This window comes from Actinocrispum wychmicini (assembly GCF_004345645.1).
Lineage (GTDB): Bacteria > Actinomycetota > Actinomycetes > Mycobacteriales > Pseudonocardiaceae > Kibdelosporangium > Kibdelosporangium wychmicini.
The window spans coordinates 103,355-128,689 of record NZ_SLWS01000004.1 but is presented as its reverse complement, the minus strand read 5'-3'; the positions used below and the strand labels follow the sequence as shown (position 1 = coordinate 128,689).

Sequence of the window (25,335 nt, the reverse complement as noted above, 5' to 3'; positions counted from 1 at the left end):
TCAGAAGTACTGCTGCGGCGCAGGATTTGGTAGTAGGCGAGGTCCTCTCCCGTGGTCGGCGAGGTCAGCCGGATGCACATCGCGTCGTTGCTGGGGCGACGATCGCGATCTTGGATGCCTCACCGAGGTCGACGCCGGATGTGCTCGCTCGCGGTGCATCTGTCGGCGTGGAGGTTGATGTCGACCGACCCGGCTGGCTGGTGCAGGGCGACGCCGCGAATGCGTCCATCACCTTCTTGCTCGCGGTCGGCATCAGCACGTGGCTATGGGTGGCGTCAGCCACCCACACCCTTCGCGGGCAGTCGACGACCTGCTGCGCGATCGGATTCGACAAGTACCAGCTCAACACCCTCCACTTCGCCACGTCGACCGCGGCATTTCGACTTCCTGCTCGTCCGAGCTGGCTACCTCCGCATGTCAGTCGTCGATACGGACGGCCCAGACGCTGCGGCCGAAGGTGGCGGCGTACAGGGTTCGTCCGTCGCCCGTGATCTTGATATCCAGGATGGACGTGTTGGGCAGTCCTCGACCCAGACGCCGCCAGTTGCGCCGGCCGTCGCGGTTGACGAACACACCGAGGTCAGTGGCGGCGTACAGCCGTTGCCTCGACTGGTCGTAGGCGAGCATCTCGACCGGCGCGTTGGGCAGCCGGCCGCTGATGTTGTCCCAGTTGGTCCCGCCGTCCGTGCTTTCCCAGACGTTCGCGGCGAGATCGCCCTCGCGGTAGCCGGAGAATGCCACGAACACGTGTCGCGCGTCGGTGGGGTCCACCACGACACTGTTGACCCACCGGGTGGGCAGTCCCTTGCCGGTGAACTCGGTCCAGTGCGCCCCGAGGTCGGTCGTCTTCCAGAGGCGACCGGTGTCGGTGCCGAGGTAGATCGTGTTGGGGTCGGTCTTCGCAGGCGCGATCCACGTGATGGTCGCGTACTCGTTGGCGTAGAACGGTCCCTTGTCGTCCTCGTTCGGCGGCACTGGACCGGTCAGGAAGTCGCCGGGTGGGCTGATCTGGGTGAAGGTGGTGCCGCGGTCGGTGGAGCGGTCCAGGACGTTGCCGCCGAAGTACACGATGTTGGGATTGTTCGGGTCCTGGATGATCGGGGCGTCCGTGGTGGTTCTGGTGGAGTGTCGGGCGCCGAAGTTGATCGACTTCGACGTGCCGCTCGAGTCCTCATGCCGGTGGCAGACACCGACCTGTGAGCACTCGTAGTACACGTTGTGGTCGCTGTAGTCGATCAGCACCTCGTGGCCGTCTCCCCCGCCGTACGCGTTCCACTGCGTCAGATCACCCGGCGGGGTCGTGGCCGTCCAGGTCCGGACGCTGCCGTTGTCCTGCAGGCCGGTGGCCAGCCGCGTCGGGTCGTCCCGGGCCACGGCCAGGTGGTAGGACTGGTTGAAGGGCTCGTAAGTGGCATGTACCCAACTGGCCGACGCGCCGTTGGTGTCCGACCGGTAGACACCACCGTCGTTGCCGAGGTAGACCCGGCCGGGCTGGTTCGGGTCCCATTGCATCGCGTGCTGGTCGGCGTGCACACCGGCCGACACGTGCCAGGTGGTGCCGCTGTCGGTGGACTCCCGCAGGTTCACGTCCGCCTCGAACAGATGCGTCTTGTCCTTCGGGTCGACCCACAACTTGCCGAACCACCAGGCGTAGCCACTGTCGCCGCCGGCGTGCCCGCCCGGCGCGAGCGTGGTCCCGCCGTCGTTGGAGTAGTAGAAACCTTTGTCCGGACCGTATTGCGTAGCTGTGATGACGTATACCCGGTTCGGGTCGTTCGGCGCGACTGCGATGCCGATGCGGCCGAGGGTGGCGTCACTGTGCAGCCCGGTGCCGGTCTTGTCGGTCGGCGCGGTGCCGATCACGTTCTCCAGCCTGGTCCACGTGTCGCCGCCGTTGTCGGACCGGAACAGTCCGGAGCCGACACCGCCATAGACGCGAGCGCCGTTGTTGCGCTGGTGATCCCACAGCACGGCGTAGATCCGATTGTGGTTGGTGGGATCCATCGCCAGATCGACGCCACCGGTGGTCTTGTTCGGCGCCGGCAGCACGAGCCGCCAGTCCCGGCCGTTGTTGTCCAGTCGGTAGATGCCACGCTGCTGGGCCGTTCCGGACAGGTTGCCGGTCGCGGCCACGAAGACCCGCCGCGGGTTCACCGGGTCGACCAGGATCCTGCCGATGGAACCGCTGTGGGTAAGGCCCCAGGAGTCCCAGGACCGGCCGCCGTCATCGGACCGGTACACGCCGTTGCCGAAGAACGTCAGCCCGCCGCCGGACGGATTGGCCTCGCCCGTGCCTGCCCACAACGTGCCGTCCCGTCCCATCTCCAGAGCGCCAAGCGCCTGCGGCAGCCTGGACGGCCATGCGGACTGGAAGGTGTTGCCGGCGTCCGTGCTGCGCCACACCCCGCCACCGGCCGCCGCGACGTAGATCGTGTTGGGGCGCCTCGGGTCCACCACGAGACCGGTCACCCGCCCGCCGACGTTGGACGGTCCCACCAGGCGCCAGTTCTCGCCGTTCTCGCCGAACTCGGCGGCCTGCGCCTCGGCCTGCTGGACCTGATCGTCCGTGACTGTCTGGAACGATGAGAACCGGTCGTTCAGAAAGTCCGCCGGTGCTTGCGGACCGCCCACATCCTCATCTTCGTCGACTTGCCCACTGTCCGCGTCCTGATCCACATCCTCGGATCCGGCCACCTGCGCGGCCGCCGAGGTCAACACCCCGGCCGCGACCACCACTGCGGCAACAATCGCCACCAGACGCGCAAAACGCCACGAAGCCCATAACCGACGGAAACCGAACATATCGCACCTCGCCCGCGAATCCCCTGATCAGGAAGGCACGCTAACCCGCGACAAGGTCCAATGTCACCGGACGATCGACGGAAACCAAGCCCAGCACGGAGGCTGGACCGTTCAGCCCACACCGGAAGTAGTGAACCCGCCTTTCCGGCACAGCCACTCTTTTCCGGCATTCCAGGCAGTGCCGGAGAGGGCTGCCCGCGACACCTTCTCGTTCACCGAGGTGTGCCCCTTATGACGTACCAACGGGATCGACTCCGTGGCCGAACTACTGTAGCCGGGTAAGCACTCCTGCCCGAGACATCGTTTCGCGAATACCACGAGAATAGGGCCATTTGGCTCCGCATTGACAGCGACGAGCGCGGGTGAGCAGATTGTCTGCTGTTGCGACTGGGGTTTCGCGTCGCCAGAGGTGAATCGCTGCCGATTCGGAAGATCGCGACTCATAGCTGCTTCTAGGGGAGGACAAGTGATTCTCAAACGTTGGCCCGCAGTATTTGCGGCCACTGTGGTGCCAAGTCTGTTAGTCGCCCCCGTCAGTCTGGCGTCGGCACATACGGACGCTGCGCGGATTCCCGCCGGTGGCACAGGCGCCGCGACGGCACGCGCGGTACAGGTCAAGGACGTGGCCGAGCTTGCCGCCACAACAGCCGGTCCGGAGCATGTCCCGCTCGGACAGGACGGGCGGCCCGCGGGCGCAAGCCTGCCCGCAGCGGCGCCCCGTGGCACCAAACCTGTTGCCGCATCAACCGCCCGTGTGACTGGGGGCCCGAACACCGGCCGTGGCGTGCGACCGTTGACGGCTCCTGGCACGATCAACGCGAATTTCAACGGCATCGATCAGGCCGGTGGCGGTGGCGCGCAACCGTCGGACATCAACGCCGCGTCGGGCGCGACGCAGATCGTGGAGACGGTCAACCGGCGCTTCACCGTCTACGACAAGTCCGGCGGCCAACAGTGCACCGCGACCTTGGCCGGATTCCTTGGGGCCACTGAGGATGTGTTCGATCCGCGAGTGCAGTACGACAACCTCAACGACCGGTTCAGCATGGTGGTGTCGCTGACACCACCATCCGCGACAGGGGCGGCAGCGTTGTATGTCGCGACCAGCCAGAGCGGCAACGCGTGCGGCGGCTGGTGGGTCTTCCGGGTGACCTTCAACGGCAGCCTGTACCCCGCCGGCACCCTGCTGGACTACCCGCAACTGGGGCAGGACAGGGACGCACTGCTGTTGTCCAGCAACAACTTCAACCCCGGCTACATCAACTCGGCGGCGTTCTCGATCCCGAAGTCGGCGGCCTACTCCGGCGCCGGGTTCAGCTTTCCCGCGTTCGCGGTCAGCTTCACCACCCAGCCGGTGACCGTCGGCGGCAACCCGATCCCGCCCACCGCCAACAGCTACTTCCTGTCCTCGGTGAACGGCACCGGATACAACCTCTACCGGATGACCAACAGCGCCGGACCGGGCACCACCCTGACCCTGCAGTCCACGGTGAACTCCGCGTTCAACGGCCCGCCACGGCAGGTCAACCAGCCCGGCACCGCCACCCAGTTGGACCCGCTCGACGGGCGCATCGTATGGTCGCCCTACCAGGTCGGCAACTTCATCTGGTTCACCCACGGCATCGCCATCGCCGGTTTCCCCGGCATCCGCTACGGCGCGATCCGGCTGAGCGACAACGTCCCCTTCGTCGCCATCGCCTACCGCAGCGGCACCAGCGACGACTTCAACCCGTCCATCGGAGTCTCCGACGCCGGCGGTAACGGCAACAACATCTGGCTCAACTGGGCCTACACCGACCCTGCCGCAGGCGTCGCCACCTCAGTCACCGTCGACGGGGTGCTGCCCGGAGGCGGTGTGCCCAACCTGATCGGCACCGGCGCGGTCCTGGTGAACGGCGCCTCCACGTCCACCAACACCCGGTTCGGTGACTACTCCTCGGTGTCGGTGGAGAACACCTGCACCGCCGTCGTCGCGCAGCAGTTCTTCGCGGCTGGTGAAGACTGGAACACCCGGCTGGGGCGGCTCAGCTTCTGCTGACCGGTCAGCCTGACGGGACGCCTCCACGTGGGGCGTCCCGTCGGATTCAACCAACCCGCGTTGGAGGCCCAGGATGCGTCCGGTGTCGACGCTGTGGATGACCGTGCTGCTGCTCGTCGCGGCCGGTTGCGGAGGCAGCCCGCCCTCGGACCAGCCACCGCCACCCACAGGACACGGCACCGGCACCGGCACCGGCACCGGCACAATGCTCACCAATTCGCCCGCGCCGTCGGCAACCTCTGACACCGGCTGCGGCCCGCACACCGTGACCGCCCTGCCGTCCGAGCAACCCGCCCCGGTGTGCCTGACCATCGGCGCCGGCCTGCACATCGCCACGCAGCCGTCACCCAGCCAACCCTGGAGCGTGCCGACCAGCTCCGACGAATCCGTGCTGCGCTGCACCGCCCGTCAGCTCGCCAGCGGCGCAGCCGAGGCGACCTGCACCGCCGTACACGCTGGCACCGCTGTCGTCACCATGACTACCAGTCCGTTCGCCGGTGACCCGCACGGACCACCCCAGCCACAATGGCGGCTGACCGTCACCGTTGTCTGAACCCCAACCATCCGAAGTGGACATATACCTTCGACGTAGGCCACCTGGTGGACTTACCCGCCCTCTCACTGTATGCGAGGCTTTTGGACGCTGACACGAACAGGAGGTTCCTTACTGTGCGACGAAGTATGAGCCGAAGATGCGGCTACGTGATAGCACTCGTGACGAGCATGGTCGCGGTCGCACCGACCGCCACGACACAAGCCGAACCTGTTGTCTCTCAGTCGTTTCGCCTGACCGCAGCGGCGGCGTTCGATGTCTCGCCACCGTTGCGCGACCTCGCCAAGACGACGATCCCGACAACCACCGCCGCTATCTCCGAGCGGGGACCTGTCGTCGCCGACAAGGGGCACAGCGCGGACGGTGCCCTGCAGGACAACGCCCGAAGGGCACAGGACCCACTCGAACAGATCTCCCCGCCCCGCATCAATTTCGAGGGTATCGCGAACTCGGCGAACCCGACCCTGATCTCGCCGCCCGACCCGGACGGCGACGTCGGCCCCAACCACTACGTCCAGGTCGTCAACGTTCAGTACGCGGTCTACAGCAAGACCGGTCTGCGGCTCGCCGGTCCTGCGCAGATCGGCACGCTGTTCGCCGGCTTCCCGATCAACGACTGCACCGGGTTCAACGGCGACGCGATCGTGCTGTACGACCAGCACGCCGACCGATGGCTGATCACCCAGTTCACCGTCACCGGCCCGCAGTACTGGAACTGCGTGGCCGTCTCGACCGGCCCGGACCCGACCGGCACCTACTTCCGGTACGCCTTCTCCACCGGCCCGAACTTCCCGGACTACCCCAAGTACGGCGTCTACCCGGACAGCTACTTCCTGTCCACCCGCGAGTTCGCCCAGGGCACCAGCTTCGTCGGCATTGGCGCGTACGCCCTGGAGAAACACCGGATGCTGGCCGGCGACCCGACCGCCCGCGCGATCAGCTTCGTGCTCCCTCCGGGCGACACCCCGTGGCTCACCGGCGACGGGCTCCTGCCAACCGACTGGGACGGCAACCGCCCACCTGGCCGCGCCACACCGAACTGGTTCGTCGGCAGCCAAGACGACAACGGTCCCTACGGAGCGCCGTCCGACGCGCTGAACGTCTTCGAGTTCAACGTGGACTGGCGACCTTCACCGCGCGCCACGTTCGGCTTGGCCGCGCAACTCCCGGTCGCGTCGTTCGACTCGATCTTCCCCTGCGACCCCGCGCCCAACACGCGGGACTGCATCGCCCAGCCCGGCACGACCAACAAGCTGGACATCCTGTCCTACCGGCAACGGCCGACCTGGCGACTGGCCTACCGCAACTTCGGCGGCTACGAGTCACTGGTCACCAACCAGTCCGTGGAGGCACGCCCTGGTGAAGCAGGCGTGCGCTGGTACGAACTGCGCCGTCCTCGTGGCGCGGCGACGCCGAGCCTGTTCCAGCAAGGCACCTTCGCACCAGGCGACGGCGTGCAACGCTGGATGGGCAGCGTCGCACAGGACAAGAACGGCAACATCGCCCTCGGCTACAGCGTGTCCAACGGGACCGACGTGTTTCCCGGCATCCGCTACACCGGCCGGCTCGCCGGCGACCCCGCCGGAGTGCTCGCCAGGGGCGAGCAGACCCTGATCAACGGCACCGGTTCACAACTGGTCAGTTCCCGCTGGGGCGACTACACCTCGCTGCACGTGGACCCATCCGACGACTGCACCTTCTGGTACACCAACGAATACTTCGCCACATCGTCACCCAACGGCTGCCAGACCAGAATCGGCTCGTTCAAATTCCCCAGCTGTCGATTCTGACCACAGGAGAAACACACCTAGGTACCAGGCCCACTCCAATGGCCTATTGCCGGTCATTCCGGTGCGGCTTAGCGTCGGTGGATTTCGTCCACATAGGATCGGATCGGCCATGAAACGATTAAGACGAATCCCGATCATCCTGGCAGTCACCACGGTCGCGGTCGCTGTAGCGGCCGCACCCCATGCGACGGCGACCCCGTTCGGGTACAGCCACCTGAACAAGATCCAGCAGCGGCACGTGTCCGGACTGCTGGCGGCCAATCTCAACGGCGATGACGCCGCCCGCCAGGCCCGTGCCCCGGTGGCTGTCACACAGCGCCGGGCGGCGACCAGCGCGGCCTGCGCGAACCAGTTCGGCGACAACGTGAAGGTCAACCAGAACTGTCTGAACATCAGTGATCCTGACCTGCAGGGCCGTGGCCAGGCACAGAACGAGACCTGGGTGTCGGTCGACCCCAACAACCCAGCGCACCTGGTGGCCAGCTACAACGACTACCGCCGGGGCGACGGCACGTGCGGTGTGTCCTATTCACTGGACGGCGGCCGGTCCTGGGCGGATTCGACGACGCCCAACGGGTTCACCCGCGGTGACGCGTTCGGCGCGGCCCGCGAGTACTGGCAGGCGGGCGGCGACACGTCGACCGCCTGGGATACCAAGGGAAACGTGTACCTGTCGTGCCAGATGTTCCTCCGCGGCGCGGGCACCTCACCCAACCCGGACCAGTCCAGCGCGTTCTACGTCTACCGTTCCACCGGCAGCAACGGCGCGTCCTTCAACTTCCCCGGACGCCCCGCGGCGGTGCACAACGACACCGCTGGCGCCGGTGATTTCCTGCTGGACAAGCAGTTGCTGACCGTGGACAACCATCACGGCAGCCGGTTCGCCGACCGGGTGTACCTGACCTGGACCACGTTCGCCGCGGACGGCACCGGATACATCTACTCGGCACACTCAGCCGACTATGGTGAGACGTTCACCGCGCCAGTGTTGGTGAGTACGACCAGTCTCTTGTGTGACAACACCTTGGGGTTGCCGACACCGGCCGGCACCTGTAACCAGAACCAGGACTCCCAGCCGTTCACCGGCCCGGACGGCACGCTGTACGTGGTGTTCAACAACTTCAACAGTGCTGTAACCGGCACAGAGAACCGCAGCCAGGTGTTGCTGACTCGCTCGACCGACGGCGGCCAGACGTTCTCCGCCCCGGTGCGGGTCGGTTTCTTCTACGAGCTGCCCGACTGCGCGACCTACCAGAACGGCCAGGACCCGGGCCGAGCGTGCGTGCCGGAGAAGGGACCGTCGGCGAACTCGATCTTCCGGGCCAGCCAGTACCCGATCGGCGCGGTCGACCCGAACCGACCGAACCGGGTGGTGGTCACCTACGGGTCGTACATCAACCGCGACTCCAACGAGACCACCGGCTGCACACCCGCTGGCCTGGACCCCAACTCCGGCGGCAATCTCTACACCGGCGTGAAGAACGGCACCTGCAACAACGACATCGTACTGTCGGTGTCCACCAACTCCGGCGCCAGCTTCCCCGGCACCGACCCACGCCAACTGCCCGTCGTCACCACGGCGCCCGGACAGGCCCGCACGGACCAGTTCTGGCAAGGCGCGGCGTTCGCTCCGGACGGCACGTTCGCGGTGAGCTACTACGACCGTCAATACGGCGCGGACGAGAACATCGGATTCTCTGACATCACCGTGTCCACGTCCAGCAACCTCACCGCGTTCCGGCACACCCGGGTGACGTCGACGAGCATGCCACCGCCGACTGGATTCAGTGGTCTGTTCTACGGTGACTACGCGGGTATCGCGGTCACCGACCGGGCCGCCTTCCCAGTCTGGTCGGACACCCGGCCGGTGGACCTGTTCCTGTGCCCCGGCACCGGAACACCCACCACTGCGCCGGCGGTATGCGAAGGCGGCGCCCCGAACGCGTCTGTCGCCAACGACCAAGACATCTACACCAAAGCGATTTCCCTGCGATAGCTGAGAGACGAGGTTGCCGGGCGCTGCCCGGCATCCTCGTGTCGGGGTCGAATATGAGATCACAGGACCATTCCCTCGATCCTGTCCTTGTTATGCACCATTTCGCCACTTTGAGACGATTCTGTCCACCCCGCTACTTTCGAGGTGAGCCGTCCGGCGGATTTACCTCGTCTCGGTGTGTGTGGCTGGATGAGGGCCCGAGTTCCCTGCCTTGTCGCTCACTGACGAAAGCTGACAGTGCCATGTCTGTGACTGCACGCACTCTGATCACCGCAGCACTACTTCCACCCGCCGTCGTCGCCGGGATGTTCCTCGCCGCCGGACCGGCTGCCGCGAATGTCGCGGTCACACAAGTCAGTTCCGACCCGTTCACCGACGCCCAAGCGCAGCACCGTACCGAGGTCGAACCGGACACATTCTCCTTCGGCACCACGATCGTCTCGGCGTTCCAGGTCGGCCGGGTGTCCGGCGGCGGTGCCTCCAATGTCGGATTCGCCACGTCCACCAACGGCGGCGCGACCTGGACCCAGGGCTTTCTTCCTGGCACCACAGGAAACTCCGGCGGCCCCTGCGGGTCGCTCAGTGACGCCTCGGTGGCCTTCGACGCCAAACACAACGTCTGGCTGATCTCCACCCTGGGCGTCACCTGCCCGAACACCCCGGTGTTCACCAGCCGGTCCACCGACGGCGGACTGACCTGGAGCAACCCCGTCACCACCGCCACAGGGTCCAACGACAAGAACTGGATCGTCTGCGACAACACGACGACCAGCCAGTTCTTCGGCAACTGCTACACCGAGTACGACGTCACCAGCAACGGGAACGCCCTGCGCATGACGACATCCAGCAACGGCGGCGCGACCTGGGGTCCGGCCCGCGCTACCGGCGACAATGCCAGCGGTCTGGGCGGCCAGCCGGTTGTGCGTCCTAACGGGACGGTTCTGGTGCCGTACTTGTCCGGCAACGGCCAGATCCGGTCGTTCCGTTCGATCGATGGCGGCAACAGTTGGCGTTCCACCGTGCTCGTGTCGGCCGTCAGCCATCACGACGCGGCCGGTGGCCTGCGCGAGGAGTCCCTGCCCAGCGCTGAGATCGATGCGGCCGGCACCGCGTACGTCGTCTGGGCCGACTGCCGGTTCCGGTCCGGCTGCCCCAGCAACGACATCGTGCTGAGCAAGTCCACCAGCGAGACCACCTGGGCAGCGCCGGTTCGGGTGCCGATCGACGCCACCACCAGCACGGTCGACCACTTCGTGCCTGGCATCGGCATCGACCCGTCCACCTCCGGCGCCACCGCCCGGATCGGTCTGACGTACTACTTCTACCCCACCGCGAACTGCACCGCGGCCACCTGCCAGCTGACCGTCGGCTTCGTGTCGTCCACCAACGGCGGCACCAGCTGGAGCGCCGCCACCCAGGTCGCCGGGCCGATGTCGTTGTCCTGGATCCCCAACACCTCCCAGGGCCGGATGTTCGGCGACTACATCTCCACCTCGGTTCGGTCCGGCGGTAACGCCTTCCCGGTGATCCCGATCGGCACCGCGCCCACCGGCAGCACCTTCAACCTGGGCATGAACGCGCCCACCGGAGGGCTTCCGGTGACCGGAGGCGCCATCCGAGCGTCAGCCGACGTGCTCGGCACAGCGAGCAACCAGAAGGCCAGTTTGGTCACCGCGTTCTGACAGAACGGCCCCGGCGTTCACGACTAGAACGCCGGGGCTCGGCATTGCAATAGCCAGCGCACAGGACTATCCAAGGGACGTGTCCCGGCCGACGCCTGATCTTGATCACCGCCGCAGTGATCGCGGTGGCGCTCGCCGGCGGCATCGTGCTGATCCTCACCATCCGCACCCCAGACGCGCCCGTCGCCGCCGAGCAGCCACACCCCGGCGCATCGGCGGCGACCGGGTCTGAATCCACGACGGCATCCGCAACGCCGACATCCGCCACTTCAACCCAGCCGCCCGGACCGCCCATCAGCCCCACCGCCGCACCATCGCAGAACCCCGGCCCGTGCACCAACGGCACGATCACCCTGACGTGGACACCGAAGCGACCGACAGATCAACTTTGCGTCCACGTCACCAGCGAGATCATCTTGTCGATGCCGCCCATCGACCCTGACCGGTGGCTGCAACCCACCAGCTCCGACCCGCGCGTGGCCACTGTCGGACCGCTCGGGTTCGACCAGGAGGGCGTCACGTACACCACCGTGACTGCCAGAACCCCTGGCACGGCCACCGTCCGGGCCACCGCACGCCCACAGGATTCCCACGACCTGCCGCGAGGCGGCCAGCCACGACAGCTGTGGCTACTTGTCATCACCGTTATCACGTGACACCAAGGAAACTGGCCGCTCATGCTGACCACCGCACAACCGGTACGGTGCGTGGGCATCGGATTGATCATTGTTGTCGGGTTGTTGGGGTTGCATCTCCCGCACTATCTCGTCGAAACCGCGTCGTTCACCATGTACGCCGCCTATCCGGCGGTTATCCTGGTCGTCGCGATGATGGGATCCCTCGCCGCGGCGGTGAACATCGCACGCAACCGCCGGTTCGGCTGGCGTTTGGGGATCTGGGTGGCTGTCCTGTCGTGGGTGCTCTACGTCGTCCAGGAAACGCTCGGCTTTCCTGGCCTCTCGCAAACTTGGTGGGAACCAACCAGATTGCTGTCACTCCTGCTGGCCGCACTGTTCGTGCCGCTCGCACACCACCAACTCGCACGCGTCACTAGGTAATGGCCGACGTCGACCACAGGTGATCGAGGCTGTGTTCCCGCCGTTCGGGGGGTGTTGTGGCCGGTCGGGCTGGGGCCAGGGTGGGGTATTGGCGCCTGTGGGAGGTCATGACCATGCCCCTGATGCCCAGGCACGCACTCGTGCTGTTCACCGCGCTCGCCTCGGCGCTGCTGACCGCTCCGGCGGCGACTGCCGCCCCTGGCAGGGACGTCAACCCCGCGCTGTTCCAGAACCTGGTGTGGCGCAACATCGGGCCGAACCTGGGTGGGCGGTCGCTCGCCGTGGCGGGCAGTGCGGCCCGCCCGAACGAGTACTACTTCGGCGCCACCGGCGGCGGGTTGTGGAAGAGCACCAACGGCGGCACCGACTGGGCGCCGGTCACCGACCACCAGATCTCCAGCTCGTCGGTGGGCGCGATCGCGGTCTGCCCGACCAACCCGGATGTGGTGTACATCGGGATGGGTGAGGTCGACCTGCGCGGGGACGTGATCCCGGGCGACGGGGTGTACAAGACCACCGACGGCGGCCGGACCTGGCAGCACATGGGGCTGACCGACGCGCAGATGATCGGCAAAATCCGGGTCGACCCGACCCACTGCGACACGCTGTACGTCGCCGCGCTGGGGCACGCGTTCGGCCCCAACGCCGAACGTGGCGTGTTTCGGTCCACCGACGGCGGCGCGAACTGGCAGCGGGTGCTGTTCCGGGACGCGCTCGCCGGTGCGGTGGATGTCGAACTGGATCCGGCAAACCCCCACGTTGTGTACGCGTCGTTGTGGCACGCGTTCCGCAAGCCGTGGCTGCTGGAAAGCGGCGGACCAGGCAGCGGACTGTTCACCTCAACCGACGGCGGCGACACCTGGACCGAGCTGACCGGCAAACCGGGACTGCCGGCCGGGCCGATCGGCAAGATCGGGCTCGCGGTGTCCGCCGCGCGACCGAACCGGGTGTACGCGCTTGTGGAGGCCCCGGCGGGCGGACTGTTCCGCTCCGAGGACGCCGGCGCGACCTGGCAGCTGGTCAACAACTCCGCGACGATCCGACAACGTGCGTTCTACTACACGCACGTGTTCGCCGACCCGATCCTGCCCGACCGGGTGTACGTACAGAACGTACAGCTGTTCCGGTCCGACAACGGCGGTACCACGCTGTCCACCGTCCCCACACCACACACTGACAACCACGACCTGTGGATCGCGCCAGACAACAACCAGCGGATGATCGAGGGCAACGACGGCGGCGCGAACGTCACAGTGAACGGCGGCGCTGCCTGGACCGCCCAGGACTTCCCGACCGGGCAGTTCTACCGGCTCACCACCACCAACGACAAGCCCTACTTGGTGTGCGGCGAGCAACAGGACCGGGATTCGGTCTGCGTGTCGTCCACCGGCGGCTCGGACAGCTTCGGTGTCGGCGGTGGGGAAAGTGGTCCGATCGCGGTGGATCCGCGTGATTCCAACGTCTTCTACGCCGGCAACTACGACTGGCTGCTCACCCGGTTCGACCGCGGCGGAGTGGGCGAGCGAGACATCACGCCGTGGCCGGACAACCCTATGGGCCACCCGGCGCGCGACCTGCTGCACCGTCCGCAGTGGACGTTCCCGCTGGTGACCACCCCGGCCGAACCGGACGCCGTGTACGCCGGCTCGCAGTTCGTGATGAAGTCCACCAACGGCGGCCAGAGCTGGCAGCAGATCAGCCCCGACCTCACCTGGCACGACCCGACCACGCTCGGCGACTCCGGCGGCCCGATCACCAAGGACCAGACCAGCATCGAGTACTACGCCACCGTGTTCGCCATCGCACCATCCACAGTGGACAAACGGATCATCTGGGCGGGCTCGGACGACGGCCTGGTGCACGTGACCGACCAAGGGGGCACCTGGCACCCGGTGACCCCGCTGGAGATGACCAAGTTCAGCCGGGTGAGCATGATCGACGCCGGGCACTTCGACACCGGCACCGCCTACCTCGCCGTGCACCGCTACCGAATGGACGACACCACCCCACTGGCCTTCCGCACCCACAACGGCGGGCGCACCTGGACACGGATCAACACCGGCTTCGCCCCCGCTGACTTCCTGTGGTCCATCCGCGAGGACCCGGTCCGTCCCGGCCTGCTCTACGCCGCCACCCAGCACGGGGTGTACGTGTCGTTCAACGACGGCACCACCTGGCAGTCACTGCGCACCAACCTGCCGGACACCTCCGTCCAGGACATTACAGTCAAGGATGGCGACCTGGTGATCGCCACCCACGGCCGCGGCTTCTACGTCCTCGACGACGGCGCCACCCTGCTGCGCCGTCTCACCCCGAAGACCACACCGAAGGACATCAAGGACTTCCACCAAACCGTGCCACCGGTCACCCCCATCCCGCCCGTCGCGCCATCGCCCGCCGTCGTCCCGCCGACCACGCATGCTCCCGACGCGGAGAACGCCGTGGCCATTCTGCGCGACCCGAACAACCCGGTGCGCTCGGTCAGTCCTAACGCGACTATCAGCTACACGCTCAAACGGGACGCGGGTTCGGCAACCGCCACCATCCTCGACCCGGCCGGCACACCGGTCACCGCGTTCACCCTGCCCACCACCGCCGGCGACCGGACCGTCACCTGGAACCTGCGCTGGCCCAACGCGGTCGGCTTCCCGGGCCTGATCTACTGGGCCGGCAGCAACACCGGCCCCAAAGCCGACCTCGGCAGCTACATCATCCGACTCACCGTCAACGGCCAAACCCTCCAGCAGACCTTCGACCTGCTCAAGGACTCTCGACTCACCACCGTCACCGACGCCGACATCCACACCCAGTTCACCCTGGACCTCGCCGTCCGCGACCGCACCACCGACGCCAACACCGGGGTGATCAACATCCGCGGCTGCACGTCCCAGGTGGATGACCGGGTCAGCAAGGCGGCCGATCCAGCGGTCACCCAGGCGGGCGTGGATCTCGACCACTCACTGTCCACAGTGGAGAACGCGCTCTACCAGACCAAACTCCGCGCCGCCCAGGACCCACTGAACTTCCCGATCAAGCTCAACGACAAGATCGCCGGCCTGCACGACGTGATCGAAAGCGTCGACAACCGCCCCACCGACCAGACCACCCAGGTCTTCACCCTGCTCACCAGCCAACTCCGCACCCAACTCGACAACCTCGCCCACATCATCAGCAGCACCGTGCCCACCTTCAACCAGCTCATCCAGACCAAGGGACTGCCACCGATCACCTGCGCCGCGGTCAACCAATCCAGCTAGGACAACGCTGAGGTCAGCGTCTATCGGGAACAGGCCGGGTTGCTGCCGGCCGCCCGGACCAGGTCGAACTACCGGGTCTACGACGAGTCGTCAGCCAAACGAACCAGGACGATCAACGTCAGCGGACCGAGAAGGCACGCGTTGGCACGCGTGGTTCGGGGCGAATCGCGGGGACACGAATGGCGGATCTTGGTACCCCGGGCATGAGAGTCAGGAGGTCATGGCGTAGGACTTTGTGCGTGATCGAGGCCGTGGTGTTCGACGTCGGTGAGACCTTGCTGGACGACTCCCGCGAATGGGGAGCATGGGCGGACTGGATCGGCGTGCCGCGGCACACGTTCTCGGCCGTCCTCGGTGCCGTCACCGCAGAGGGCCGGGACAACGCCGAAACTTTCCAGTACTTTCGCCCTGGCTTTGACGTCGCCCACGAACGCCGCCTCCGCGAAGAGGCCGGCCGTGGCGAACACATCAGTGATGAAGACCTCTACGCGGATGCCCGGCCAGCCCTCGCAGCCTTGCGGGAACAAGGCATGTGGATCGGCATTGCCGGCAACCAGACCCCGCTCGTCGCCGAGCTGCTACGCGCGATGCACCTGCCAGTGGATCAGATCGCGACATCAGGCGAGTGGGGTGTGGCGAAACCAGCCGCGCCGTTCTTCGAGAACGTGATCGCGATGGCGTCCACAGCTCCGAACAAAACCCTCTACGTCGGTGATCACCGAGACAACGACATCGTCCCAGCCAAAGCCGCCGGCCTTCGCACCGCGCTGATCCGGCGAGGGCCATGGGGCTATCTTTGGGCGAACGATCCTGCGATGGTCGAGTCCGCCGACTGGATCATCGACTCGCTCGCCGAGCTGCCCGAGTTGCTGGCTAACGCACGCTGAGCCCGGCCCAACCCGCGAAGTTTCGCACGTCGGCGTCGCGACCCAGGCGTGTTCGCATCAGGGCTGCCAGCGACTGCCGAACATGGGGGTGGTGCCGCACCTGTTGGGGCGCGATCTGCCGCGCGGTCCGCAATCCGTCGTACGCATCGCCGTAGAGGCCCACTTGGGCCTGTGCTCGGGCCCTGTCGATGAAGTAGTGCGAACGGCGTTCTGCGGGAAGCTGCTGCGGGGGCTGCCATACACCTGTCCGCTCAAGCGCGGTCGGCGCGTCGCCGAGGTCGATGTGGACGGCGACCTCGTGGATTCTCACGGAGTCCGGCCCGAAGGCGGTCCCGTAGTACACCCCCTCGGGCGCCTGATCAGCCATCGACTTCGCGTCGACAAGGTGATCGCGGGCGGAGTCGCTCTCTCCCAGTCGGGCTGCGACGACTGCTGCCCTCATGTGCAACGAGCCATTCACGGCCGAACCTGGCGCAGTGACCAGGGCTTTGGTGGGAATGCGATCCAGGGCTTGGGTCAGACTGCATCGAGCTGTTTCGAGGTCATCGGTCGCGAAGAACGTTTCGGTCCGCACGTACGATACGGTCCCAATCAGGAGCTCGTCACCCGATTCTTCCGCCGTGCCGCGCATCAGTTCAATAAGCCGAGCGGACAAATCCGTATAGCCGTACTTGAACGCGAGCCCGTCGGCGGCGCGATACGCCAGGGTCAACGCGCGACTCAAGTTTTGTTGACCTTCTGCCTGAGCCTGCAGAATTTCGGCGATCAGCTCGGGCGCCGTCCGAGCGATCTGCACATAACGGGCTTGCAGCCGCGCCTCTGTCAACTGCACGACCGCCTGATCAAGTACATGGGCCGGTCTCGTGAAACCACCTTGGTACAGATCGCGCGCGTCGAGGACCCTGCGCAGCCGCTGGATGCCCGCGTGTATCTCCTCACCGTGGTCGACTTGGCCTACTTCGACATCAGCGCCGGTGGCATGCCTGCGAGCACGCTGCTCGAGTTGCGCTTGTTCACGGAGTCGAAGGAGCTCTCCACCTGCGGCCAGAGCTAGGTCGAGAGCTTTGACCAGGTCAGCCGAAGGCAGAGGTCGCCCAGAGCGTTCAGCGCGCGACACGTACTGGCGGGTGTAGCCGAGATCAGCGGCAAGCTTCGACTGCGACAGACCAGCTGCCTTCCGGAGGCGCCGGATCTCGCCGGCCAAACGGGCCACGGCCTGGAACTCGTTCTCCTGTGTGGGTGCGTCGTTGCTCACGTCCGGACTCCGGTACGTCACTGCGGTTAGGGAACAGGCCATCCGCGTGTTCCACTCTATTTGGAATCATAGCTTCGCTGATCGCATTCCAGCACCGACGGACGTACCAGCACCCAAAAGGACGAACCGTAATGCTGGAGGTTGCGGATAGACAGAAGGCTCAGTGCCACCCTGATCATCTGCGCTGTCTCGACCGGCGTAGCCACCACACCACAAACTCACGGTCAGTCCGGGCGTCCTGCCACCTGGTCCTGGAGTCACCCTGGGACGTGCACTCCGCCGGAGCCTCACACGCATAGCGTCCAGTCGACTTACCCCGCACACGTCCGTGCTCCGGCCCGATCTCGCTGTCCACTGTCTACAGATCGCTCACTGCGAATCACTGTCACGAGCCTTCGAGACCTCACAGCTCCGATGCGCAAACGCTTCCGAAGTGTCTCGGCCGAGATCGGCCGTTGACGCTCCTCCCGATGTCGCGCGTCCTCTGCCCGTGCCAACGCGACCAACTCCCGCTCTTCACGAGAGTTCACTACGTCACTGTCCCGAGTGGAACGGATGAATGGCTTCGCCGGAGCGGCCTGCGGAAGGCCGCTGTGCCGTGGATCAGTGCTCTTCTGATGATCTGTGTGGTGATCGACCGAGTTGATCGTCTGCAAGAGGCTGGGGCCCACCTCCGCCCAGCCGATCAACAGCAACGGACCCACTGCATCAAACAGAGCCCGCCCAAACCGCCCAGCGAGCAGGGGGGCGGCAACGTTCAACGCCAACGTGACGATGCTCGCGAACAGCAGAAGGCGCCGTGCCGGCCGCAACCGCTGCGCCGGGACGTCGTGCATCGCGAGAACCTGACCGCCCGCAGCAGGCCCAGCACGGACAGGTCCAGTGCTGGGGCGATCAGCGGCGCGATCCACACCGGGACGCCTAGCCGCAGCGCGAGATTCAGGACGTTGCCAAAGCCAAAGAGGAACGTGAGCCCGACGGCGACCCCCATGATCGCCGAGACCGTGCGGATCGGGCTGCTCCCTGCTGAGCGGTCAGACATCGTCGCCGATCCCCATACGAGCGTGTACCTCCTGGGCGCGCTCGGCGGCAGCGCTCTGGCCGTAGTGGCGCGGCATGTCCTCGGATGCCCAGCCCATCAGCATCATCAGATCCCCGGTATCGCCACCCGCGCGTTTCCACTCGTGCGCGAAGTTGTGTCGCCACCGATGTGCGAACACGCCCGGCAGGCCCGCGGCCTTCCCACGGCGCCGCAGCATGATCTTGATCCCATTAGCCTGGAACGGACGAGCACCTCGCTCCGCGACCCACAGTTGGGGCAACGATGCGCCGGCATGCTTCGCGCGGGCCCGCAGGTAGCGGCTGATCGCCCGCGCCGTCTTCGGCCCGTACCGGACACGGCGGTCCTTGCCACCCTTCCCGTGATACCGGACCGACTCAGTGTTCTGATCCACGTCATCCACAGTGAGGTTCGCGACCTCGGACAGGCGGCCACCGGTGTTGCTGTACAGCCGGATGATGGCCTCGTCCCGGATCTGGATGAACTTCTTGCCCTTGCAGGTGTCCAAGACCTTCGTGGTGTCGTGGTTGCGGATGATCGGGATCAGTTTCGTCGGCACCTGCGGCTGGCGCACACGCTCCATCGGCGACCGGGTGATCTCCTCCTCGTCGTCACGCAGCCACTTGAAGAACTGCTGCAGCCCCTTGTGCTTGTTCAACGCGGTCGAGGCAGACCGGGTCTCGATCATCCAGCCCTGGAACGCTTCCACGTGGGCCTTGGTGACCTCGGCGGGGTCTTGGGTCGCGTCGTCGGCGTCCGGGTCCGGCGAGTACTCGGCGAGGTAGCCGGCGAGCTGGCTGGCGGCGAGCAGGTAGTTGTAGCGGGTCGTCTCCGGATAGTTCGCAGAGCGCAGGGAGCGGTCCCAGTCCCGCAGGTAGCCGGCCCACGTCGCGGACAGGTCCGCGGTCAGCTTGGGAAGATCAAGAAGTGGCATTCGGAACCCTCCGGGTCAAGGTGTCGCTGAGCGGCGTGCTTGACCTGGAAGAACCGAACAAGATCATAAAAGAAGGGTTCCCGTAGGCTGTGACCTGCGGAAACCCTTCCCACCGTCGGGACGACAGGATTTGAACCTGCGACCCCTTGACCCCCAGCGGGCCAACGGGTGTCCGCGGGCATCCTGCCCAGTCCATTTCGGCTGGTCGAGTCCGGAGAAAGTCCAGGACAGGGCCTCCAATCCGGCCCCGTCCCACAGGTCTGTGAGACGCGTGTGAGACGGGACCCGAGTCTCAGAGGTCCTGTAGATGAAGAACACCACCCCAAGTTCGGCAGCCGCGGCACCGCTCCAGCAACGCGAGTCGACCACCCACGTGGCCCGTAAGAAGATCCGCAGCCCGCACGACATTCCGCGCCAGTCGGTGGATTCGATGGTGGAGCAGTGGTCGGGGGCCCGCATCCGGGCCTTGCTGGCCAAACACTCTGGCACGGTGGAACTGGATTCCGAGGACTTGTTCGTCGAACTGGCGTATGGAGCGCGGATCGCCCAGGAGGCACTCGCAGGGCGATGGTGCGCGGTGGCCGACTTGTTGCGGGTAGGCGCAGTGGAGTCGTGGATGCAGGTTGGCTTCGCGATGAGTCTGGCGGAAACCGAGGCACGCGACGGGTTCCACGTATGGATTGCCGGGCAGGTTGATCTTCGACGTCACACCGGCTCGATCGGGTTCACCGATACCGAGGCCAGTCAGCTGTCCGCACTGGCCGAGGCGGTGGCCCTGTGACCGGCCAGCACCGTGCGCCGCTTCAGCATGCACCGCACCGAGTTCGACCGCCGTTCAATGTCGCCGAGAACCTGCGCCCACGGAGGACCGTCCACGACGATGGAGACGCCTGGCGTGAGGATCGCGTAGCGGCGTTGCTGGAAGCGTTGGACGGCATCGAGTTGGGCGCTCACGACCGGCGGATCATCGCTTGGCTGGCCGAGTGGGGCACCTCGACCGTGGGCACCGTAGTGTCACTGCTCTACCGCATCCGCACAGCCGGGGCCGACGAATGCGGTGGTGGCCAGTGAGCATCGAAGCCATCCGGTGGGCGCTGAACGCGGCGCCTATCCCCCGCGATCGGCGGGATGCGTCCAGCCTGGCGGTGGTACTGGTCGGGTTGGCCAACCACGCCGACCCCGACGGCCGCAACGCCTTCCCGTCCCTGGCTAGGTTGGCGCAGTACACGCGACTGTCTGAGCGTTCTATCCGCTATGCCCTGCGCGAGCTGGAAAAGCTCGACCTGATCCAGGGGTCGGACCCGGACATCGTGGCCGCCTACGTGAAACGAGCCGACCGCCGACCTAACGGCTACGACCTCGCCATGCACCGACACGACTGTGGACAAAGCGGCTGACGCTGTGGATAACGCGCGTCGCGAGGGGCACAATGTGCCGCCCGTTGACCAGCACGAGGGGCAAACTCGACCGGCACGAGGGGCAAACAACGACACCACGAGGGGCAAAGCCTGCCCCCGAACCGTCCTTAACCATCCAGGGAACCGTCCCACGCGCGAGCGCGCGCCCCGGGCGCGCTCGCCGCTGCCGCCGCCGTGCGGCCAGTGCGATGCCCGGCCCGACGATCCAGTCTCGGCACGGGTGCTGTGGCTCAACGCCGAACGGACGCAGTCGACCAGATGCCTGCGCTGCCATCCGTCCACCGTCGAGGCAGCGGGAGGCCGCCAGTGAGTACACCAAACGCAGAGTTGGCGACCCAGGTACGCCAGGCGATCGAAACCGCGCGGCGGGCAGGCCAGCCAACGCCTGGGCGGCCGACGCTGGTGCGGTTGACCGGGGCCACCGACCACGCGGTGCGCAAGGCCCTGGCGGAACTGGCGACGCAGACCACCAGTGCTGGAGAACTCGACGTTCAGCATGCCGGCGACACTGATGGGTGGCCCATGGGGCAGTCCGGCGCGACCGACTGGCAGACGGCCGGCGGCGGCCTGGTGAACGGGGTGGCCGCCGATGCTGGTGGCCAAAGCGACGTGACCCCGCCAGCAACAGACCAGGCCGCCGCCCCTGGTGGCCGATCGGTCACCAGGACGCCAACATCGGTCCCGCCGGGCGGACGGCTGGTTGCGTGGGCGGGGTTCGTGTTCGGCTCGGCAATGTCCATCGCGGCGAACGTGCTGCACGCCTGGCTTGCTGCCGGACACGAACCAACTGGTTGGTCACCGGGAATCGCGCCGCAGGTCGGAGCGGCGGTGTGGCCGGTTGGGCTGATGCTCGCGGTAGAGGCCCTCTCGCGTATCCGCTGGCCCAAGGGCCTTGGCTGGGGGCTGGCGCGCTTCGGCGGCGCGGGGGCGGTGGCGGTCGGCTCGGCGGTCATCTCCTACGGACATCTGCGGGACGTGCTGCTGGCTTGGCACTACGGCCCGATGGCGGCCGCGGTCAGGCCGCTGGTCCTTGATGGGCTGATGGTGGTGTGCGGCTTCGCGCTGCTGGCGAACAGCCACACCAGCACTAGTGCGCCTGGCGACGGCGGACGCCAACCTACTGCCACCGTGCATGGGCCGGCACACAATGCGCCGCCAGGTCCACACCAACCTGGGTGACCCGTGTCCCGCCGGAAGTCCGCCAGACCAGGTACGGATGACCGCACCTGGCGCTGGGTGTCGCATAATAATCGACCGAAGGCCAACACGCAGCCAGCATCGCCACCCCGTCCATTCTCTACCCAACGAGCGGTCGGTCGTTCTCGCTATAAGCCCCGATCTGGCCTGTGTGCCGGCCACCCGGCCCTGCAACCTCCACCTGACAGCGCAGCCTCCAGCAACGGCCGCCGGTTCAAGCCTGCCACCGCCTACACAGTGAGTACTCATGGGCAGACGCATCCTTCTGTACGGAGACCGCACCGAGTGCCGTCACGAACGCCCTAACGAGGGTCATTTCCGTGTTGGTAGTGGGATTCTCGCCAGGCTTGAATCGTGCTTAGGCGCACTAACTGCCTTGACGTGTCCACTCGACCATAAGTTCTTGTGCCTGGTTGGGATCGACATCGTGGGCAAGGAGCACAAGGTGGAGGATGGTCATCGTGTTGGTTAGCTCCTCGTCCTCTCCGCGAGCCGATGCGGTGACACGCTGGGCGAAACTGCCAGGATTGGTAGCCGCAGGCCCTGCCGGGACTGTAGCGCCGAATTCCCCCTCTACGGCACGGACTTCCGCTTGAACGCCCCGGTACCAGTCGTAGATGACCGCGAAAGCTTGGCCTGGCAGGGTCGAGAACGCCGTCTCCGTGAGCGAGATCGGTCCCGATGTCTCCTCGTTGGCTGGTGGCGGTTCTGTCGCGGCGTTCGCCGTGTTTGCCAAGTGACGGAGCGCGTCTTGTAGTTGAGCAGCCGCCCGATCAGCAAATTCTTGTTCAGTGGGGCAAAGGCTGCGACGCTCGCGGAGCAGATTGAGGGCTGACAGGGTCACCAGTGCTGACTCTGCCTCGATCGCGGCCGTGTAGGTCGGTGCAGCGAGCAGCGGAAGCCCGACATGCACCTGCCACCCATCCACGTGGTCCAGTCTAGGAAGCAGACGCTGCTCGTGGACCTGATAGGTCAACGGAGCGGCCAGCTGATCCCCCAATACACCGAGAAGGGTGAGGCTGGCGGCCAGCGGCAGCACGCTGCCGCGAGCTCGTTGCGCGGCCGGGATCAGCTGGATGATGGCGGACAAACTATCTGAGCGCGCCACAACAGCGAAGTCCTGCGGCGGCCAGGCGACACCATAGCGATCGTCACTGGCGCGAGTGACAACCTGCGTGCGAACCGGCAGCGAGTCGACGATTTCGGCCAGCGCCTGATGCAAACGGCTTGCCATGATGGTCGTTCGCTCAGTAGCCGCCTGTTGCGCTGCGGCCGCGGCAGCCGCCAAGGGGGTAGGACTAGTCGCGGTTTGGCGCAGACGGCCCAGGGAAGGCTGCTCGTCCTCGCTTGCTCCGACTTCGGCTAGAACATCATGAAGTTCGCCCATGAGCGCGGCAAGCGCGGCAAGCTGGTCGTGCGGTGGATCAGCGATGAGCGTCCAGTCTGGCCGCGCGTCAAGCTGATCGATCTGTTTCCGCAGCGTGCCGGTGAAGGCAGCGATGCTCATGAAAGCCCCGAAGGGCTGGAGCAAACGCGGCACGAGATTGGTGATGACCGCGCGGGCAAGATCAGCTGAATTGAAGGTTGGCGGCAGGTCAGGCGCCACGCGTGGGTCTGCGTAACGCCGCAGCTGCACACCGAGACTGACTGGTAGAACCGGTGACGATAGTGCGGCGCTGTCCTGCTGGAGAGTGATCAGCCGAGTATGGGCCCTTCTAGCAGCTGCAGGCGGCGTGGTGCGGTCATAGTCGCCGCGGATCCAGTGAGCCAGGAAGGCGGCCACTACGGCGGTTAGGCGGTCGACGACCGCAGCCTCAGCCATGAGACGGGCGGTGGCAGACATCTCACCCGACATGGCCGCGATCGTCGCAATTTGCACGCGGTTCCAGGCGATGTCGGCAAGAGTCGGCAGATTCTCGCGAGGGATGGCCTTGTTGGCGACCTCAAAGTCGCCGTACCCCGCTGGCCCCTCGTCAGCACCGACGGCCGTCACCTTTGCGATCGTCGCAGACGGTTGCAACGCAAGGAGTGAGCAATAGTCAAGACCTGTGGATGAAGATCTTTTAGGCGGCTGTTTGTGGAGCGTGGTCCTCGGGTCGTTCGACCAGATTGCCGTTGTCGAAGCGGGCGCCTGCTCGCACGAGGGCGACGAGGTGGGGCGCGTTCACGGCGCGCCAGCGGGCTTGTGCGGACTCGATGAGCTTGAATGCCATCGCGAGCCCGGCGGCGCGGGAGCCGGGTCCTTTGGTGACCTTGGTGCGGTGGCGGACAGTGGCGAAGGTGGACTCGATCGGGTTCGTGGTGCGCAGGTGCACCCAGTGTTCGGCCGGATAGTCGAAGAACGCCAACAGTTCCTCTGTGTCATCGGTGATCTTCGCGACGGCCTTGGGGAACTTGGTGCCGTAGGCGGCATCGAAAGCTTTGACTGCCACCAGGGCGTGTCGTTTGTCCTCGGCGTTCCAGATCTCCACGAGGGCTTTCTTCGCGCCAGGGTGCGCGGTCTTGGGCAACGCGGACAGCACGTTGCCGATCTTGTGGAACCAGCAGCGCTGCTCGCGGGTGTCGGGAAAGACCTCGCGTAACGCGCCCCAGAACCCGAGGGCACCGTCGCCGACCGCGAGGACCGGGGCGTGCATCCCGCGTCGGGCGGCGTCGCGCAGCAGATCCGCCCACGACTCAGTGGATTCGCGGTAGCCATCAGCCAACGCGACCAACTCCTTGCGGCCGTCGGCGCGGACGCCGATCAGGACCAGCAGGCAGAGTTTGTGTTCCTCCAAGCGAATGTTGACGTGGATGCCGTCGGCCCACAGATACACGTAGTCCAGATCAGACAGGCCGCGCTGGGCGAAGGCGTGTTGCTCGGCCTTCCACTGCTCGGTCAGCTTGGTGATCACCGGCGCCGACAAGCCTTTGCCCGAGCCGAGGAACTGCCCCAGCGCGGGCACGAAATCGCCCGTGGACAGCCCATGCAGATACAACAGCGGCAGCACCTCAGTGACCTTCGGGGTCTTGCGCGCCCACGGCGGCAGGATCGCCGGGGAGAACCGCTGGCGCTTGCCGGTGTCAGGATCGGTGCGCTTGTCGTTGACTCGCGGCGCGGTCACCTCGACCGCACCCGCGCTGGTCAGCACTTCCCGCGGGGCGTGGTAGCCGTTGCGGACCACCAGTCGGCGGCCCTGTTCGTCGAGCTCACCGGTGAACGCCGAGATGTAGGCGTCCACCTCGGCCCGCAACGCCTCGGCCAGCATCCGCCGGGCACCCTCCCGCACGATCTCGTCAATCAACGAACCCGCCGGTGCCGGCGCGGCACCACCCTCGTCGTTGGAATCATCGCCAGGGACTACGGTGAGCATGGGCGTGCCTTCCCAACCGACGCGCCAACGTCGGCCTTGCTTGAGTGACCTAGCT

General features: G+C 66.2%; 19 protein-coding genes. 13 read left to right on the top strand and 6 right to left on the bottom strand.

Annotated elements, in window-relative coordinates:
• Window positions 1–417: 417 nt before the first annotated feature.
• On the bottom strand, window positions 418–2,754 hold the full coding sequence (locus EV192_RS18690; protein WP_132117035.1) for a WD40/YVTN/BNR-like repeat-containing protein: 2,337 nt from the start codon (window positions 2,752–2,754) through the stop codon (window positions 418–420).
• 832 nt (window positions 2,755–3,586) lie between these two features.
• Between EV192_RS18690 and EV192_RS18685 the strand changes: the two genes are divergently transcribed.
• The 9 genes from EV192_RS18685 (at window position 3,587) to EV192_RS18645 (ending at window position 16,063) form a co-directional block, all read left to right on the top strand.
• Window positions 3,587–4,840 carry a hypothetical protein gene (locus EV192_RS18685; RefSeq protein ID WP_132117033.1) on the top strand — a complete coding sequence of 418 codons (1,254 nt, stop codon included), beginning with the start codon at window positions 3,587–3,589 and terminating at the stop codon, window positions 4,838–4,840.
• Between the two features lie 82 nt (window positions 4,841–4,922).
• Window positions 4,923–5,393, top strand: coding sequence for a hypothetical protein (locus EV192_RS18680; protein ID WP_132117031.1), 471 nt, complete (start codon window positions 4,923–4,925; stop codon window positions 5,391–5,393).
• A 149-nt stretch (window positions 5,394–5,542) separates the two neighbouring features.
• Window positions 5,543–7,183 (top strand): hypothetical protein, encoded by a 1,641-nt coding sequence (locus EV192_RS18675; RefSeq protein ID WP_132117029.1) that lies wholly within the window; start codon window positions 5,543–5,545, stop codon window positions 7,181–7,183.
• A gap of 109 nt (window positions 7,184–7,292) precedes the next feature.
• Window positions 7,293–9,179, top strand: a complete 1,887-nt coding sequence (locus tag EV192_RS18670) for a sialidase family protein (protein WP_132117027.1) — start codon at window positions 7,293–7,295, stop codon at window positions 9,177–9,179.
• A 242-nt stretch (window positions 9,180–9,421) separates the two neighbouring features.
• The gene (locus EV192_RS18665; protein WP_243726931.1) at window positions 9,422–10,861 is read left to right on the top strand and encodes a sialidase family protein; all 1,440 of its coding nucleotides are present in this window, start codon (window positions 9,422–9,424) and stop codon (window positions 10,859–10,861) included.
• 101 nt (window positions 10,862–10,962) lie between these two features.
• Complete coding sequence (locus EV192_RS18660; RefSeq protein ID WP_132117025.1) at window positions 10,963–11,517, top strand: hypothetical protein; 555 nt, start codon at window positions 10,963–10,965, stop codon at window positions 11,515–11,517.
• 21 nt (window positions 11,518–11,538) lie between these two features.
• Window positions 11,539–11,919 (top strand): hypothetical protein, encoded by a 381-nt coding sequence (locus EV192_RS18655; protein WP_132117023.1) that lies wholly within the window; start codon window positions 11,539–11,541, stop codon window positions 11,917–11,919.
• Between the two features lie 122 nt (window positions 11,920–12,041).
• The gene (locus tag EV192_RS18650; RefSeq protein WP_132117021.1) at window positions 12,042–15,176 is read left to right on the top strand and encodes a WD40/YVTN/BNR-like repeat-containing protein; all 3,135 of its coding nucleotides are present in this window, start codon (window positions 12,042–12,044) and stop codon (window positions 15,174–15,176) included.
• 239 nt (window positions 15,177–15,415) lie between these two features.
• Window positions 15,416–16,063 (top strand): HAD family hydrolase, encoded by a 648-nt coding sequence (locus EV192_RS18645; protein WP_132117019.1) that lies wholly within the window; start codon window positions 15,416–15,418, stop codon window positions 16,061–16,063.
• Here EV192_RS18645 and EV192_RS18640 read toward each other — a convergent pair.
• From EV192_RS18640 to EV192_RS18630, 3 genes are all read right to left on the bottom strand, one after another.
• Window positions 16,050–17,318, bottom strand: coding sequence for a helix-turn-helix domain-containing protein (locus tag EV192_RS18640; RefSeq protein WP_165960467.1), 1,269 nt, complete (start codon window positions 17,316–17,318; stop codon window positions 16,050–16,052). The genes EV192_RS18645 and EV192_RS18640 overlap by 14 nt on opposite strands.
• Before the next feature lie 757 nt (window positions 17,319–18,075).
• On the bottom strand, window positions 18,076–18,360 hold the full coding sequence (locus EV192_RS55865) for a hypothetical protein (protein WP_243726930.1): 285 nt from the start codon (window positions 18,358–18,360) through the stop codon (window positions 18,076–18,078).
• Window positions 18,353–19,312 (bottom strand): tyrosine-type recombinase/integrase, encoded by a 960-nt coding sequence (locus tag EV192_RS18630; protein WP_132117015.1) that lies wholly within the window; start codon window positions 19,310–19,312, stop codon window positions 18,353–18,355. The genes EV192_RS55865 and EV192_RS18630 overlap by 8 nt, the downstream gene beginning before the upstream one ends.
• Window positions 19,313–19,619: 307 nt before the next feature.
• On the opposite strand from EV192_RS18630, the gene EV192_RS18625 reads away from it, so the two are divergent.
• From EV192_RS18625 to EV192_RS56845, 4 genes are all read left to right on the top strand, one after another.
• A complete protein-coding gene (locus EV192_RS18625; protein WP_132117013.1) occupies window positions 19,620–20,093 on the top strand; it encodes a hypothetical protein in 474 nt (157 codons plus the stop codon).
• A gap of 134 nt (window positions 20,094–20,227) precedes the next feature.
• Window positions 20,228–20,383, top strand: a complete 156-nt coding sequence (locus EV192_RS53895; protein WP_165960466.1) for a hypothetical protein — start codon at window positions 20,228–20,230, stop codon at window positions 20,381–20,383.
• Window positions 20,380–20,709 carry a helix-turn-helix domain-containing protein gene (locus EV192_RS55860; RefSeq protein ID WP_243726929.1) on the top strand — a complete coding sequence of 110 codons (330 nt, stop codon included), beginning with the start codon at window positions 20,380–20,382 and terminating at the stop codon, window positions 20,707–20,709. The genes EV192_RS53895 and EV192_RS55860 overlap by 4 nt, the downstream gene beginning before the upstream one ends.
• Before the next feature lie 327 nt (window positions 20,710–21,036).
• Entirely contained in the window at window positions 21,037–21,909 is an 873-nt protein-coding gene (locus EV192_RS56845) for a DUF2637 domain-containing protein (protein ID WP_132117011.1), read from the top strand.
• Between the two features lie 385 nt (window positions 21,910–22,294).
• Here the strand turns inward: EV192_RS56845 and EV192_RS18610 are convergent, their stop codons facing one another.
• Both EV192_RS18610 and EV192_RS18605 read right to left on the bottom strand, forming a co-directional pair.
• A complete protein-coding gene (locus EV192_RS18610; RefSeq protein ID WP_132117009.1) occupies window positions 22,295–23,920 on the bottom strand; it encodes a hypothetical protein in 1,626 nt (541 codons plus the stop codon).
• 70 nt (window positions 23,921–23,990) lie between these two features.
• The gene (locus EV192_RS18605; protein ID WP_132117007.1) at window positions 23,991–25,280 is read right to left on the bottom strand and encodes an IS256 family transposase; all 1,290 of its coding nucleotides are present in this window, start codon (window positions 25,278–25,280) and stop codon (window positions 23,991–23,993) included.
• Window positions 25,281–25,335: the final 55 nt, after the last annotated feature.